The sequence below is a fragment of the Pseudoalteromonas caenipelagi genome (assembly GCF_013140855.1).
Lineage (GTDB): Bacteria > Pseudomonadota > Gammaproteobacteria > Enterobacterales > Alteromonadaceae > Pseudoalteromonas > Pseudoalteromonas caenipelagi.
The window spans coordinates 206,561-222,556 of the sequence record NZ_JABBPG010000002.1; the positions used below are offsets into that span (position 1 = coordinate 206,561).

Consider the following 15,996-nt stretch of genomic DNA (forward strand, 5'->3'; position numbering starts at 1 on the left):
AGAAAACTATGACTACTTCATTGATTAACACAAAAATTCAACCTTTTAACGCAACTGCTTACCACAACGGTGATTTTGTACAAGTAAGCGAACAAGACCTACTGGGCAAATGGTCAATCGTATTCTTTTATCCTGCTGATTTTACTTTTGTGTGCCCAACTGAGCTTGGTGATCTAGCAGACCATTACGCACAGCTACAAGAAATGGGCGTAGAAGTCTACTCTGTATCAACTGACACGCACTTCACACACAAAGCTTGGCACGATGCGTCAGACACTATTAAGAAAATTCAGTTCCCTATGATTGGCGACCCAACAGGGCGTATTACCCGCAACTTCGGTGTAATGATTGAAGAAGATGGGCTAGCATTACGCGGCACTTTTGTTATCAACCCAGAAGGTGAGATCAAAGTAGTAGAAACTCATGACCTAGGTATTGGTCGCAGCGCTAAAGAGTTACTACGCAAAGTACAGGCAGCACAATACATTGCAAGCCACGACGGAGAAGTATGCCCTGCATCTTGGCAGCCAGGTGAAGAAACGTTAGCACCTTCATTAGATTTAGTAGGAAAAATCTAATAACGGTAGGGTGGCGTTGCCACCCTCAGCTTACTTTGAATCTATGTTGTTGTGAGGATGACCAATTATGTTAGACCAAAACTTAAAAAACCAATTAAAAAGCCACTTCAGCGCCTTAACAGACCCAGTTGAGCTGGTCATTGCTCTTGATGACAGCAACAAGTCAAAGGAGCTGGAAAATCTAGCCAATGATTTTGCCTCGTTGAGTGCGCAAATCACTGTGACCAATAACCCTGATACCCGTGTACGAAAGCCGAGCTTGCTTGTGCATTCACCTATTCGCGATACCCATATTCAGTTTGCAGGGGTGCCAATGGGACATGAGTTCACATCGCTGGTACTTGCTGTATTGCAAACGGGTGGACACCCAGCTAAAGCATCAAGTGATGAGATTGACCAAATAAAGGCACTTGATTCATCATTGAACTTTGAAATATACATCTCTTTGAGTTGTCAAACCTGTCCGCAAGTTGTTCAGGCCTTAAATTTAATGGCGGCGCAAAATCCGCTGATTAAGACAACCATGATTGATGGTGCCTTGTTTCAAGAGGAAGTGAACGAGCGCAACGTGTTGGCAGTACCAGCGGTGTACTTAAATGGAGAGCTTTTTTCGCAAGGTGCTGTAACACTAACTGATATTCTAAATAAAGTCGATGTTAGCTCTGCAGCTAAGCAGGCACAAAAGCTAAACGATAAAGAGGTATTTGACGTGCTCGTTGTGGGCGGTGGCCCAGCTGGTGCATCTGCCGCTGTATATGCTGCTCGTAAGGGACTAAATACCGGCGTTGTTGCTGAGCGGTTTGGTGGGCAAGTGGCCGATACCATGAGTATTGAGAACTTTATTTCAGTAAAAGCCACAGAAGGCCCAAAGTTAGTAGCACAATTAGAAGAACACGTTAAACAATACGATGTAGATGTAATGGCAGGCCAACGTGCTGCAAAACTCAGCACGGATCAGTTAATCAATATCGAGTTAGAAAGTGGCGCTACACTCAAAGCTAAGTCAGTTATTTTAGCCACCGGCGCACGCTGGAGGAACATGAATGTGCCAGGAGAGGCTGAGTACAAGGGGAGTGGTGTTGCCTATTGCCCTCATTGTGATGGTCCACTATTTAAAGGAAAACCGGTTGCCGTTATTGGCGGTGGTAACTCAGGTATTGAAGCTGCCATTGATTTAGCAAATATTGTTGAACATGTGACTGTATTGGAGTTTGCCGATACTTTGCGTGCTGATGAGGTGTTAGTTAAAAAAGCGAACAGCTTGAGTAATATCACCATCATTAAAAATGCACAAACCACAGAGGTGCTTGGCGATGGTAACCGCGTAACAGGTTTGCGTTATACAGATAGAGTGTCAAAACAAACGCATCAGTTAGTCTTAGCTGGGATATTCGTACAAATCGGCCTAGTGCCAAACACCGAATTTTTACAAGACTCGACAGTGACCTTAACTCAGTTTGGCGAAATTGAAATTGACAACAAAGGCGCAACATCAGTACCGGGAGTCTATGCAGCTGGCGATGCGACAACCGAACCATTTAAGCAAATTATTATTGCTATGGGGTCTGGCGCCACTGCAAGCTTGGGGGCTTTTGATTACCTTATTCGCCATAGCGAAGATAAATCAGCGCAAGCTGCGTAAAGCAAACATTGCATGTCAGCTTGTTAGGTAGCTGGCAACACCCAGCAATGTAAAGTCACTTCTTTAGGCGTATGGTAACTAATTTGGGAGTTCCTGACCTTTGTCAGGAAGGCGACATGTTTAACTCGTCTCATCATTGTGAGCTAGTTTCAAACCCAATCATCTTAAACGAGTTACACTTCTTCTGGAGTGACTTTTTTACAAATAAAAATGCCAAGGCAAACCTTGGCATTTGAACTCATAAACTAGTATTTTAGTAGCATCATATTAGTAGGCAACGCAAAAACAATTTAGTTCATTAAATTTGTTGTTTAAGCGTATCTTTTACGGTTGGCATTAATCGTCGACTAACGGGAACCGTATGTTGTGTCGTCAAAGTGAGCATATTTACGCTTCCTTCTTTTGTCATATTAGATGATAGCGACACCACCTCGTTGAGGTTCACTAAGTAAGAGCGGTGTACGCGCAAAAACGTGTCGGGCAATACCGTTTCTAGATGCTTTAGAGAGCCTGAAAAAAGCTTCTCTGAGCTGTCTTTGAGGAATATTTCGACATAGTCGCCAGAGGCCTTGCAAAAGGCGATATCGGTTGTATTAACGTATTCAATCTTACCCGCTATCGAAATCTCTAATTTTGTTGGCGCCTTAGCTTGCGTGTTTTGGGCTAGTTTATACTCTAATTTTGCCAGCCTTGTTTGCTCTTGATGCAGTTGAGCTTGTTGCTCACTAATGTCTCTCGCTTGTTGAACAAATAAATAGCAAAGTAACAAGCCAATGATAACAAAGTGAATTATTTCGTGAAAACTTGCTGCGCTTATAACAATGGTGATGACCACGGCAAATTGAAAGAGTAGCCAACGAAGTGTTTGGACCCTTTTATTTTTGAGCCAGTAATACATAAGCTGAATTAAACTAATCAATAAAGGGATGAAAATAGCGGCAGTTGTTTTTGTGTCAAATCCCGGCGAAAAAATAAGCACAACGGCGGTTATTAAAACTCCTATATACACCCAATGAACAGCGTGTTTCTTGGCTAGCTTTTTAGAGCTGTACAACAGCACAAGCGTACCAAATATAAATGATAGCGTTGTAATTGATATCAGCCGAATGTCATGCCACATATAGCTGTAATCAAAGAGCTTTCGAGATATCTCCGCACTTAATTGACACGCAGCAATGAAACACAGAGCAGCAAAAATTCTATAAGTGGGAACATCTGTGCCACCAAGGCTCATAATAAAAAAATACAGCGCACCGACAAAAAACGCGCCCACCAAAATGAGCCCTAACTCACTGTAGTTTTGTATAAAACGCTTTGGCGAACCATATTGACCGAATGCAAACAGATGCATGGGGTTGTCAAGCTCAATGATGCTGTGATGTCCCGAAAGGTGCATGATGAGCTCATTGCTCTTATGCTTTAGCAATTCGTTTGGCACATAGAATACACTATCCATTTTTCCTGCCAGCTCGTTGGAATGCGAGCCAGAAATGATTGTTGCTGGGCGCCCGTTATAGCCAAGTAACTGGTTGTTTAAGTACACCTGACTTGCTGCTTTTCCTGAAATATAAAAACCTAAAGGCGCTGGCACGCTTTGCCACTGGTTTGGGGAGTCAAAATTAACTTTCACCCAGATACTTTTTGACTGGGGATCAATATCTTTGAGGGCTATTTGCTTACAATCAGTGTGATTAAATAACGGGATTGGGCTATCAACTTTTTGAGCCTGCGGCTTTGTTTGGCAAACCGTGGCGCTGTGGTCATAGGATAAAAATGCTAAATCGTCTTGGGCTGTTACCAAAAACGAAAGCGCACAAAACACCATCAAACATAACAGAGTTATTGGTGTAAATTTGCTCATTTGTAACATACCTGCTGACCCGTTTGTCGAAATATTACTACCGTTTAGCTCGTAAGTCAGTGTTTTTAAGCCGTTTAAAGAATACAGCTAGTGATAGTGCCTAAACCTCGACTTAATAGACTACATGTCAATTAAGGAGATATTTTATGAAAATCAAATTAGCCATATTTATAGTATGTGTTGGATTAATAGGTATCAGTCAAGGTGTATGGGCCAAGCCAAGTTTATTTAAAAATGAAAAACCCATTGAATTTGTAGCCAACAGCGGTGAAAAAACACAGGCTGTAGCAGGTCATTATATGGTGCGTGAAAACCGCGACAGTCCAAATAGCCGAATGATCAGAATAAACTATGTGCGTTTTACTGCAACGGGCAATACGAAAGGAGCACCAATCATATATTTGGCTGGGGGGCCTGGTGGTTCCGGTATCGCGACGGCTAAGTGGCGTCGTTTTCCATTATTTATGGCGCTTCGAAAATATGGTGATGTGATTGCACTTGATCAACGCGGCACTGGTGCATCACAGCAACCAGAGGCATGTACCTCGGATGTAAAAATTCCGCTAGATACAAAAGTCAATGAAGCTGTGCTGGGGGCTAAATACCACCAAGCTGCTAATCAATGTTTGGCCTTCTGGAAATCACAAGGTATTGATGTAAAGGCTTATAATACGGTTCAAAACGCATATGATATTGATGACTTACGTGTTCATTTACAAGCAGACAAGGTAACACTATGGGGTATATCCTATGGTAGTCACTTAGCGCTTGCTGCGATGAAGTTGTTTCCTGAACGTCTTGATAAAGTGATTGTTGCTAGCGTAGAAGGGTTAGACCAAACAGTGAAGCTCCCCGCAATGACCGATAAATATTTTTCAGATATACAGGCAGTTATAGCGCAACAACCATTGAAGAGCTTGGTGCCAAACTTACCAGCTCTGATCAAGCGAGTACATCATAAATTAGATAACACACCAATCGCGTTGGAAGTACCAAGCAAAGACGGCAGCAAGTTAACTATGTTGTTTCAAAAACAGCATATGAGAATGCTAGCGAGCATGATGATTGCGGATCCTAACCAGTATTTGGCAATGCTAATACATATTTATTTAGGGCTTGATAGGGGTAACACCGACTTACTCGTAAAAGTTTTACAGCGCGGTATATTTAAAGACGACGTAATCAGCTTTAAGCTAATGCCGTTAGTGATGGATGTTGCCTCTGGTATTTCAGAATCAAGACTTAAGTTTATAAATCAACAAGCTAAAACATCTTTACTTGGAGATAAGTTAAACTTTCCGATGCCTATGCTAAACCGTTTTGACGCAAGTTTAGATCTCGGAGACACCTTCAGAGCTGCACCAAAAAATAATATTCCTACTTTGTTATTCACCGGCACGCTTGATGGCAGAACCTACCCTGACGAGCAAAAAATAGCAGTGCGAGGCTTAACCAATTTGACGCAGGTGATGGTAAAAAATGCTGGTCATAACTTATATACCTCTTCAAAACAAGTACTTGATGTTATGAAGTTGTTTTTAGCTGGCGAAAAAGTAACCCAATCGCATATAGATTTACCTACACCTGATTTGAGCTTCAATCAATAAAGTAACCATATTTCGTATTGTTGAGAAACAGTGCAGAACAAATTCTGCACTGTTCGTTTGGCAAAGCTTCACTAGCTTCTCAATGCGTAACTATTGTCATATTGTTTTAATATGAAGAAAACTCCATTGCCTTGTTGAAAGGTTAAACTTATGTTTGTTTTTTGTAAGTGAAACAAAGGAAAGCAGCATGTACAAGGCAATAATGTTACTCGGCGCGTTGTTTAGCGCCATATCGTTTGCGGGATCAGTCCCTGCTACGCATCATGGCGTTATCTATGAGGGCAGGGTAGTAAAACAATACCAACAAGGACATGTAAGTATTAATTGGCCAGGGAGTAATTTTAAAACAAAACTCAATGGCAATAGCTTACATGTCACGATGATAGGTTTAGGTAATCAGTTTGATGTAATGATTGACGGTGTACTGCACAAAAAAATAGTCACCGACTATAGTGGTCAGCCGCAAAAGTTTGAGCTATTTAAAGCTTTGGAGCCTAAAATAGTTGAAATTGAAGTGGTTAAACGCTCGGAAGATACCAGCAATTTTAGCGAAATACTCAGCTTTGATGTGGAGGGAAGTCTGGAAGGCATATGGCAGCAACAAAAGCATATCTTATTTATTGGTGACTCTATCAGTGCCGGTTTTGGCAGTGAGTCAAATAAGCGCGAATGTACTTGGCAAGAAGTACAGCAAACCAGCAATGCGCGATTAGCGTTTCCCTATATTAGTTCGCAAATGTTAGAGTCGACTTTAACGCAAGTGTCTATGTCTGGGCTTGGGTTGGTCCGTAACTGGAGCGGCAATCAGCCACATCACACAATAACGCATTATTTGGATAAAGCGGGCGCATTGTTTGAAGATAATCGCGAATTTGAAGACCGGTTTCCGAATTTAATAGTTATCGAGGTGGGCACGAACGACTTTAGTACCGACCCTCAAGTCCATGAGCCATGGCAAAATATTCAAGAAGTAAAACAAGCATGGATAAAACGCATGGTTGAATTTGTTGGCATGATCCGCGCTCGCTACCCAAAACAACCCATCGTATTTATGCCTCGTCCAGCTTACCCTTATGACTTTATTATTCCCGCCACCGATGAAGCAATCTCAAAGCTCAAAGTCAAAGGTGAGTCAGATTTGTATAGCCATACTTTTTATTCCGCATTAAGTGGTTGTGTTTGGCATCCAACAGAACAAGAGCAAAAAGAAATTGCCGAGCAGCTAGTTAACTTTATAAACTCAAATAAGATTATGTAGTTTGCTGTTATCTCTCCCTGTTACTGTAAACAGTAGCAGGGGACCTATCGATTTAAAAGTGAAAAACGACGTGTCATTTTTAAGCACGGCAAGCGAGCTTGTCGAGGCGTGTTTTTAGTATGCTTAAGCGTTAGCCAATCGGATATAAGCTCACACAACTTATTAGAGCTATGTACTTTCATATTATTTCCTCATTGTATGACTAGCCTACAATTAACAACCAGCTACATATGACAACAAAGGTGGATACATGCTCGCTTTTACTGATAATAGAGAACGAATCGGCGTAAAGATAACGATGTTAGCCGTGAGCCTTATACTCGGAGGCTGTGGTGGTTCAAGTGATGGCAGTACAAGTTCTCAGTCAAGTAATGCCAACCAACCTGTTACTGCTGTAAACACTCCGCCGCAGGCTAATGCTGGGCAAGATCAAAACATTAGCGTGGGGCAATCAGTGGTGCTCAATGGTAATGCGAGCCAAGATGCTGATGGGGATGTTCTTAGTTATCAGTGGACAAAAAGTGACGCCCCTGCCAACAGCCAATCGGTGATTGTAAACAGCAGCGCGGCATCGGCATCTTTTACACCGGATGTTGAAGGCGTATATAAATTTATGCTCACTGTGAGTGACGGCACCGATAGTGCGCAAGATGAGGTGGTTATCAATGCGTTACAATCATCAGTGGGCAGCCAAGATATTACCAATGCAATACTGGTCAAAAGTGATGCCTCTTGTGCAGCCTACGCTGGCGATTACGAATCGTATGTTATCGATATTAAAAGAGGACTGGATTTTAACGGTCAGATTTCAATTACCAGTAATGGTAGTGAATGCACTTTTGCGGTGAATGAGATCCCAAATCATGATTTTAACGATGAGCAAGCACAATTTGCTACCAATGTAAGTACCCAAAGTGCAAGCTACAAGGTACCAGTCAATCCGGTTATGTTGGCGGCTACAACAAACGTTGAAATTGGCGTATCGAACGGCGTGTTTCTTAATGGCGTGAGCGTGGATATTATGGCCGCAGCCTGTTACGGGGTGGGCAATGAACCGCTTGGACAAGAAAAAATAGGCTGTGGTGCAAATCAAAAAGACCATCCATGGCGCTATGATCCTATGTCGCCGCTCAACTCGTTTGGCACCGATAGCCATAATGCCCACCCGCAACCCAACGGCCGTTATCATTATCATGGCAATCCAAAAGCTTTGTTTAATCTTGACTGCCAAGTGGTGTCGCCGGTAATTGGCTTTGCAGCCGATGGCTTTCCTATTTTTGGCCCTTGTATTGAGGTAAATGGCGAGGTGAGAGCTGCACGCGTCAGTTACCAGCTGAAAAATAATGGTGGACCAAGACAAGCTGTCTCAGGCTATCAAACGCCTCAAGCAGGGATTGGGGAGATTGCCAGCAACAACTACGACGGGCAGTTTCGCTCTGATTGGGAATATGTGAGCGGCATAGGCGACCTTGATGAGTGTAATGGCATGGTCGTTAACGGCCAATATGGTTACTACATTACCGACAGCTTCCCCTGGGTGGTGGGGTGTTATCGAGGGCAAGTCAATAGCTCGTTCAGACCGTCGGGCCAAGCACTAGATAATTTATTGCATGACCACAGTCACTTAAGTGGCGTAAGCCATAGTCATTAACATTTATTGGTTGTGGTGTAATAAATCTACGGATAATAAAAATGGCGACCAAGGTCACCATTTTTGCATGAATGAAATTTTTAGTTTTGAAAATCAATTACTCAGTGGCAGCACGTCTTTGCTGAAAATAGTCTTTAAGAGAGCGGATGGGGTATGTACATAGAGCGCCTACGGCTATAAAGTTACAAATCCACACCCCTACTTGATAAATAAGGCCTAAATTGTGGTAGTCGTAATATGCGCGAGATATTAGTTCCATGCCTTGCAACATCATATAGACAAGGGTGGTGTACATACATATACGTGCTGTTGGGGAGAAAGTGCAACCTCTGATCAAGTGTGAGCACATTAGAGTCATGGCGAATGAAAATTGTACAATAACACCACTAGTATAAAATAGCTTAATTTGTTCTAACTTATCCATTTCTAAAGAGAGGATAAACTGATCTACTTCAGAACCAATAAGGTGAAACGTTAAAAAGCAAAATGAGGATAGGAAGCAAGAATAGAGTTCATGATGCTGCACTGAGGCTAGATCTTTTTTGACACCAAAAAATAGCTTCCAGCGCATTCTAGAAAACTTGCGAAGCCAAAAGATAACTATCAAAAACTCAATTCCCTTTAACACCCAGCCTAAGATATACAGAAACTCATTCATGCTTAATCCTTTTATTATTTAACAGTTACATGTGTAAATTGTTGGCCAATAGCTGCCTTGAGCCTGCTGTGGTCTAGCTCCATCACCACCACCACCACCACCAATTAACTTTGTTTTATCTTTTGATAGCTCTTTTAATTTTTTAGCTTTGATATTTAATTTTATTGAGGTTTTCATTATCCAATTCCTTATCTCTGGTATACATTCCTCACCCCACTGCCCAATGTTAACTGTTGGTACACAATATAGCAACAAAATAAGTAACCTGATTTTGAGCTAACGGTTTGGTTTGCATGAAATTATTTATATACTCATACCAAGTGCGATAACATATTCCGCATGTTGGTAAAGTTATGGTACTTTTTTCGACGGCATGGAACAAATAATTTAGTTAGTTTGTAGTACTCGTCGGATATGTTTATTAGAAAGCTTTATTCAATAATAAAATATATTGTATTCGCTAAGCTGGTAGATAATGTATGCCGTAGGCTATACATCCAGAAGTATGTTTATGCTAATTTAATCAATTAAGTCGGGGAAAAGGCTGGCAACAGTACGTTGGAAAAACGTCCTTTAGGTGTGCTGAGTATTTAAGTGCTTTGAGATTTGGAACAAGTTCAGAATGACGAATTTATCCGTATTTGCGTCATACTGTCATTCTGACAAAGGTCAGGATCTTTGCTGTGAATGTAGCAATGGCGCGTGGCTGAGCGCTGTGTGTTTGCGTAACAAGATTCTGAAACAAGTTCAGAATGACGACAGACAACCTTGATTGACGAATGTGATGACTCCACTTTGCTGTCATCCTGACGAGGGTCAGGATCTTCTCACCATCAACGGGACCCTGAAACAAGTTCAGGGTGACGGCATACGACCCTGAATGACAAATGCTATGACTCCACTTTACAGTCATCCTGACGAAGGTCAGGATCTCCAATTCTTATATTTCTTTTACCCACATCACGCCAACGGTTTTTTTCACTACCTTTACGTGGGTCCCCTTACTTAGCGGCTGCTCGCTTTTTAGTTGCCATTGAATGCCTGAGTATGAATGAAACACTTGGCTGTTGCTGTTCAAATCATCTTCTAATACAAAGTCGATGTCGGCAAAGTCGTTGTTTACTTGTTCATTGTTACTTGGTTGCTGCAAGCGTTTTAGCGGTTTCCATAAGGTCAGCGCTAACACAAAGGTAAGCACAGCATTGACCCAAAGTGCGGTCATCCAGTCGTTTGCAAGTAATCCGGCGTACATCATGGTGCCGCTAAAAATCAGCGAAAGCCCTAAAAATAGTAATACGAAGGTGGCAAAGCCAAGTACGGCAACTTCAATAATTAAAGCAAGAATACCAATGATGATAAGGGCTTGCGGCAAGTTGTTTAAAACCAGCTCCATATGCTTATCCTTTTTGCTGCTTATTAATTGAGTTTATAATAGACATACCTTGTGCAACCAGTGAACTGGCATCAGTGCCAGCATCAGGAAGCAGCACAACAGAGGACTCTTTTGCGATAGCTTGTTTGGCGGCAATTGCTTTGGTGGCTAAGTCTAATTGAATTGCCTTTTGGCCTTGCTCGGTGTTAGCTGCTTCACCTACTTTGCGTAGTGCTTCGGCTTGTGCATCGGCAACGGCGATAATCGCTTGCGCTTCACCTTCAGCGCTTAGGATCTGCTCTGCTTTTTCACCCTCTGCAGCCAGTACTTGTGCTTGCTTTTTACCTTCAGCTACATTGATTGCCGCTTGTCTATCACCTTCAGATTCTAAAATTTGCGCACGTTTTACTCGCTCTGCTTTCATTTGCGCTTCCATGGCTTCCATAACTGAGTTAGGTGGCACGATATCTTTGATTTCATATCGAAGTACCTGAATGCCCCAAGGTTCAGATGCGCTATTAATCGCGGCAACAATATTGGTATTTAATAAATCTCGTTCTTCAAATGTTTTGTCTAGTTCCATTTTACCCAGCTCACTACGCATAGTGGTTTGTGCTAACTGGGTGACCGCAAAGATATAATCATCTACGCCATAGGTGGCTTTGTAAGGGTCAAGCACACGAAAATACAGCACGCCATCGACTATGAGTGAGATATTGTCTTTAGTGATTGCAGATTGAGAAGGTACATCAACGGCTTGCTCTTTTAAGCTTCTGTCGGCGGCAATTCTATCGATAAATGGTACGATAAAATTAAGTCCGGCCTCTTTAGTTGATTGATATTTACCAAAGCGCTCTACTAACCACGCTCTGTTTTGTGGCACAAACTTTATACCGCTTTTTAAAACCACCAGTACAAAAATTAGTAACAATACTTCTATGTTAAATAAAATTTCAAAAATTTGGCTTACGGGATCCATGATGTTCCTTAATTAGCAAAAAATTCCTTAAAAACAGATTAGCACTGTACTGAGGCCGCGGCTAGATATTGTTCAATAAAGGTGGGAAGAAAAGGGCGAAAACTAAATGCCCTTTTATTATTTTAGGTTTTTACACTGCAGTACAAATACTTGGCTTCGAAGGATCTGTGGCATTGGGTTGGTTAATCATTGTACATTTACTTGGGCCTGTTTGCTGCTCTGCAGCACCACCAATATTCGGTGTTTGGTTTACGCCCAATTCATTTGCCGTTGAAAGTGCTTTTAGTTTTTTTGTTTTTAACGTTAATTTCATTTACTACTCCTTTAAGTATAAAAATAACTTTACGCATTTAAAAATCTGAAATGAGCAAAGTATTCGGTTTTTATCAATAACAGCCAAAGTAAAATACTGTTATTTCTAACAGGATGGGCTGTATCTGTTTTCTAAGTCAAGATTTGTTCTATAAGGTGAGAATAATCTATTGCCAGAATGTCGTTTGTTGAAGATATTGTTTTATTTAACTATTTGAAAATCATGTTTTTTATCTCTATTTTTTACCGATATTTACATATTGTCACACTTTAGTCTTGTTTCTATTTTGGTTTACCAGATACTCTTATGTGAAATTAGTTTTTACTTAATAATAATCAGGGAAAACAATGAAAAAAACGACCCTATCGCTGGCAATTTGCGTTGGCCTTGCAACACTTGCAGGCTGTAGCCAACAAATAAACACTAATGCTCAAAAAACAGAATCTGCGGCGGCTGTAGCCAGTAATGTACAATCTGGTATTGAGACACAAAACTTTGATCCAAGTGTAAGAGCGCAAGACGACTTTTTCCGTCATGTAAACGGGAAATGGTTAAACGACACTCAGATCCCCAATGACAAATCTGCCTGGGGTAGCTTTTACAAGCTAGCTGATGACTCAGATAAAGCGGTTAATGCGCTAATTCAAGACGCGAAAGAGGGCGTTGCAGAGCCTGGTAGCAGCGCGCAAAAAATCGGCGATTTTTATGCAAGCTTCATGGCTGAGCAGCAACTTAATGAACTTGGCTTTGAGCCAATCCAACCATTATTAAAGAAAATTGCCAGCGTTCAAAATTATCAGCAACTTAGCGCGTTAATGGGTGACTTATCGCGCTACAACGTTACGGTACCTGTTGGCTTAGCGGTTATTCCAGACGGTAAAGATGCTACAAAAAATGCGTTGTATATGTGGCAAAGCGGTATCGGCATGCCAGACAGAGATTACTACCTGAAAGACGATAAAAAATCTGTTGAGTTGCGTGCTGCCTATTTAGCAATGGTCACCGAAAAACTACAATTGATTGGTGAACCACAAGCACAGAAAAAAGCCAAAGCAATTTTAGAGTTAGAAACTAAAATTGCAAAAATCATGTGGGATAGAACTAAAACACGTGAGGTTAGCTTAATTTACAACCCACAATCCACTGCGCAGTGGGACAAAAACCTAGGTCAATTAGACTGGCAAAAGTTTGCGCAAACACTTGAGTTACCGCACATGGACAAAGTGATTGTAAGCCAGCCAAGCTTTTTTGAAGGGTTAGGTGAGCTTTTTGCACAAGTAAGCGTGGCTGACTGGAAAGATTATTTAACATATCAAACCGTCAATGAATTTTCTAACTTGCTGAGCGAACCGTTTGCGAAGTCGCATTTTGAGTTTTATTCAAAAACGTTACGTGGAGTAACTGAGCAACAAGCAAGATGGCAGCGTGGTGTTAGGCTTACCAGCGGCACTTTGGGCGAAGAAGTGGGTAAGCTTTATGTACAAAAGCACTTTTCACCAGAAGCTAAAGCACGTATGGAAGAGTTGGTTAAAAATCTTATAGCAGCTTATCGCATTAGCATCGATGGTTTAGATTGGATGTCGGACGAAACTAAGCAAGCAGCACAAGAAAAGCTCTCTAAGTTTAGATATAAAATTGGCTATCCAAATAAATGGCGTGAATATAACTTTGAAATCAAAGCTGATGATTTAGTGGGTAACGTAATGCGTGCTGCTGAATTTGAAAGCAAACGTCAAATCAGCATGATAGGTAAGCCAGTTGATAAAGAACAATGGGAAATGACCCCACAAACAGTTAACGCTTACTATCACCCATTGAAGAACGAAATTGTATTCCCTGCCGCTATTTTGCAACCGCCATTCTTTAACATGCAGGCGGATGATGCGGTAAACTACGGCGGTATCGGTGCTGTAATAGGGCATGAGCTTGGACATGGCTTTGATGACCAAGGTGCACAGTTTGATGGCGACGGTAATCTTCGTAACTGGTGGCATGAAGAAGACTTAGCCAAGTTTAAAACGCGTGGCGATGCGCTTGTTGAACAGTTTGACAGCTATCAGCCATTTGATGATGCAAATGTAAATGGTCGCCTAACCTTGGGTGAGAATATTGGTGACTTAGGTGGCTTAACGGTTGCGTATAAAGCGTATCAGTTATCTTTGCAAGATAAGCCACGTCAAGTACTCGACGGTTATACTCCTGAGCAGCGTTTCTTTATTGGCTATGCGCAAGTTTGGCGTGCCAAAATACGTGAAGAAGCTTTACGTGAGCGTTTAGTAACCGACAATCACTCACCAGCAGAATATCGTGCTAATGGTTCATTAACTAACTTTACCCCATTTTACGAAGCGTTTGCGCTAAAAGAAGGTGATAAGTTGTATAAGCCAGCCAATGAGCGAGTGAAGATCTGGTAATCATTATCAGAGCATGGCCCATCTAGTATGGGCTTGTAAAACCAAAAAAGGCATGTCAATCATCCATGCCACTCGCTTAAACTGTGAGATTCTAATACAAGTTTAGAATGACTAAATAGAGTCAGCATAATTAGGAAGATGGCAATGTCTAAACAACACGTGGCATCTTCCTGACCTAGCTCAGGTTCTCTTGCGAGAATAGCATTGTGTAAGTAACCTCAGTTTCGGATAAGCAAATGTGCGCAATAAAGTTATTTTGCCCACTCTGGGTGTTGCTTTCGCTTGTAATAGCCAGCGATTACTGCTTTAAAGCGCCTGATATTGAACAAAATCACTTCATTGGATTACTCGTTTGGTCAGTTTATTTTCTATTTCAAAACGCTTATCAAATCTGAAGTTAAGTAATACCTTCTTTATTGAGCAAATTGCGCTAATTAAAGCGGCCACATTTAGAGATTCAAAATTTCTTGTTGATTGGTGGGTGACCAAGCTTTATTAACCGCACAAGCTTGTGGTAGCCATTGATAGTCGGTGTGTTCATTCGGGTCTAATATGACTTGAATATCGTTAGGCACGCAAACACTAAACACATGCTCGGTATTTATTGTGGCACCTGCTACGTAGCGATGTCGCCAGCATGGGCGTATTTCATATTGATTAGTACTGTGATGGTCTTTAATTTGAATGCCAAGGGCGCGGGCATCAATGCCTGTTTCTTCTTTTAATTCTCTGTAGGCTGTATCTAGCAATGACTCGTTTGGTTCAACGCCTCCTGTTACCGATTGCCAAAAGCTGGGGTCATCAGCACGCTGTATGAGAAGAAACTCTTTTGCTTCGTTGTAGATCACAACCAATACTGAAACAGGTTTTCTTAATTGCATGGCAACTTACGCTAACTCTATGTTTATTAGTGCAGTTGTGATGATATCACCTTATTTTGAAACAAAAATACATTTAGGCAAAAAAAAGCGGGCCCAACATGTGGGCCCGCAGTAATAACAACACCTAAACAGTGTGCTTAAGGAAGATAAAACACCACCAACCTCCTTGTTGGTTATAGCGATATCTACTTGTGTAAGGAGATAATGCTTTAAATGCGATACAGATAATACATCTATGTATATTTAATGTAAACATTAAGGTTGAAATAATTTAAAAATATTTAACATGCAATGTGGTTAAAGGGACGTTGTTGCTTTTACAGAAACTGAGTTGTAATAATTAGTCTCCATTTTTAATCCATATTTGTACGCTAGATTGATGCAACGCAATGACTTTTTATTAGCAAAGCTGTTGCAAATCCAATGCTCATGGACGAGCGCTTTAAGCACAGAAGTTGTAGCGCCTTTGGCTCAACAAAATAGCGACATACCCCGCGTACATTCTTTCTATATTTGATTAAATTTTTGATGCCCCACATTGTATTGGCGTAAGGTGACTTTACAGGTGCACAAGTCTTTATCGCCAAACTCACATAGAATAACGATGTAATCTGGCTCTACCTTGTATAAATACCAATCAAACTGCTGCAAAAAAACTTGAAAGATAAACAGGCCCTAATGCGCACAATCTGTGATCGTAAAGCGCACCATGCGCGACTCAAAATATTTTCAAAATGTTAGATGACATGACTTTGCAGAGCCAATTTAACTACACTGTTGAT

At 41.3% G+C, this 15,996-nt stretch carries 13 protein-coding genes; 6 read left to right on the forward strand and 7 right to left on the reverse strand.

Features of this window, described 5'->3' with window-relative positions; genetic code table 11:
- Positions 1-8: 8 nt before the first annotated feature.
- Both ahpC and ahpF read left to right on the forward strand, forming a co-directional pair.
- On the forward strand, positions 9-578 hold the full coding sequence (gene ahpC, locus HG263_RS05705; protein WP_171625112.1) for an alkyl hydroperoxide reductase subunit C: 570 nt from the start codon (positions 9-11) through the stop codon (positions 576-578).
- Positions 579-645: 67 nt separating this feature from the next.
- On the forward strand, positions 646-2,220 hold the full coding sequence (gene ahpF, locus HG263_RS05710) for an alkyl hydroperoxide reductase subunit F (protein WP_171625113.1): 1,575 nt from the start codon (positions 646-648) through the stop codon (positions 2,218-2,220).
- A gap of 298 nt (positions 2,221-2,518) precedes the next feature.
- Here the strand turns inward: ahpF and HG263_RS05715 are convergent, their stop codons facing one another.
- Positions 2,519-4,081 (reverse strand): LytTR family transcriptional regulator DNA-binding domain-containing protein, encoded by a 1,563-nt coding sequence (locus HG263_RS05715; RefSeq protein ID WP_171625114.1) that lies wholly within the window; start codon positions 4,079-4,081, stop codon positions 2,519-2,521.
- 146 nt (positions 4,082-4,227) lie between these two features.
- On the opposite strand from HG263_RS05715, the gene HG263_RS05720 reads away from it, so the two are divergent.
- The 3 genes from HG263_RS05720 (at position 4,228) to HG263_RS05730 (ending at position 8,597) form a co-directional block, all read left to right on the forward strand.
- Positions 4,228-5,688: an alpha/beta hydrolase gene (locus HG263_RS05720; RefSeq protein ID WP_171625115.1), complete on the forward strand. Its 1,461-nt coding sequence runs from the start codon at positions 4,228-4,230 to the stop codon at positions 5,686-5,688.
- Between the two features lie 187 nt (positions 5,689-5,875).
- Positions 5,876-6,946, forward strand: a complete 1,071-nt coding sequence (locus tag HG263_RS05725; protein WP_171625116.1) for an SGNH/GDSL hydrolase family protein — start codon at positions 5,876-5,878, stop codon at positions 6,944-6,946.
- 250 nt (positions 6,947-7,196) lie between these two features.
- Positions 7,197-8,597 carry a YHYH protein gene (locus HG263_RS05730; RefSeq protein WP_171625117.1) on the forward strand — a complete coding sequence of 467 codons (1,401 nt, stop codon included), beginning with the start codon at positions 7,197-7,199 and terminating at the stop codon, positions 8,595-8,597.
- A 97-nt stretch (positions 8,598-8,694) separates the two neighbouring features.
- On the opposite strand, the gene HG263_RS05735 is transcribed toward HG263_RS05730, so the two are convergent.
- The 5 genes from HG263_RS05735 to HG263_RS05755 form a co-directional block, all read right to left on the reverse strand.
- Positions 8,695-9,255: a hypothetical protein gene (locus HG263_RS05735; protein ID WP_171625118.1), complete on the reverse strand. Its 561-nt coding sequence runs from the start codon at positions 9,253-9,255 to the stop codon at positions 8,695-8,697.
- A gap of 18 nt (positions 9,256-9,273) precedes the next feature.
- A complete protein-coding gene (locus tag HG263_RS05740; RefSeq protein ID WP_171625119.1) occupies positions 9,274-9,432 on the reverse strand; it encodes a hypothetical protein in 159 nt (52 codons plus the stop codon).
- Between the two features lie 763 nt (positions 9,433-10,195).
- Positions 10,196-10,648, reverse strand: a complete 453-nt coding sequence (locus HG263_RS05745; protein ID WP_171625120.1) for an NfeD family protein — start codon at positions 10,646-10,648, stop codon at positions 10,196-10,198.
- A gap of 4 nt (positions 10,649-10,652) precedes the next feature.
- Positions 10,653-11,606, reverse strand: coding sequence for an SPFH domain-containing protein (locus tag HG263_RS05750; RefSeq protein ID WP_171625123.1), 954 nt, complete (start codon positions 11,604-11,606; stop codon positions 10,653-10,655).
- Between the two features lie 130 nt (positions 11,607-11,736).
- Entirely contained in the window at positions 11,737-11,919 is a 183-nt protein-coding gene (locus HG263_RS05755) for a hypothetical protein (protein ID WP_171625124.1), read from the reverse strand.
- Between the two features lie 347 nt (positions 11,920-12,266).
- Here HG263_RS05755 and HG263_RS05760 point away from each other — a divergent pair, with 347 nt between their 5' ends.
- A complete protein-coding gene (locus HG263_RS05760; RefSeq protein ID WP_171625125.1) occupies positions 12,267-14,333 on the forward strand; it encodes a M13 family metallopeptidase in 2,067 nt (688 codons plus the stop codon).
- Positions 14,334-14,782: 449 nt separating this feature from the next.
- On the opposite strand, the gene nudB is transcribed toward HG263_RS05760, so the two are convergent.
- On the reverse strand, positions 14,783-15,214 hold the full coding sequence (gene nudB, locus HG263_RS05765; RefSeq protein WP_171625126.1) for a dihydroneopterin triphosphate diphosphatase: 432 nt from the start codon (positions 15,212-15,214) through the stop codon (positions 14,783-14,785).
- Positions 15,215-15,996: the final 782 nt, after the last annotated feature.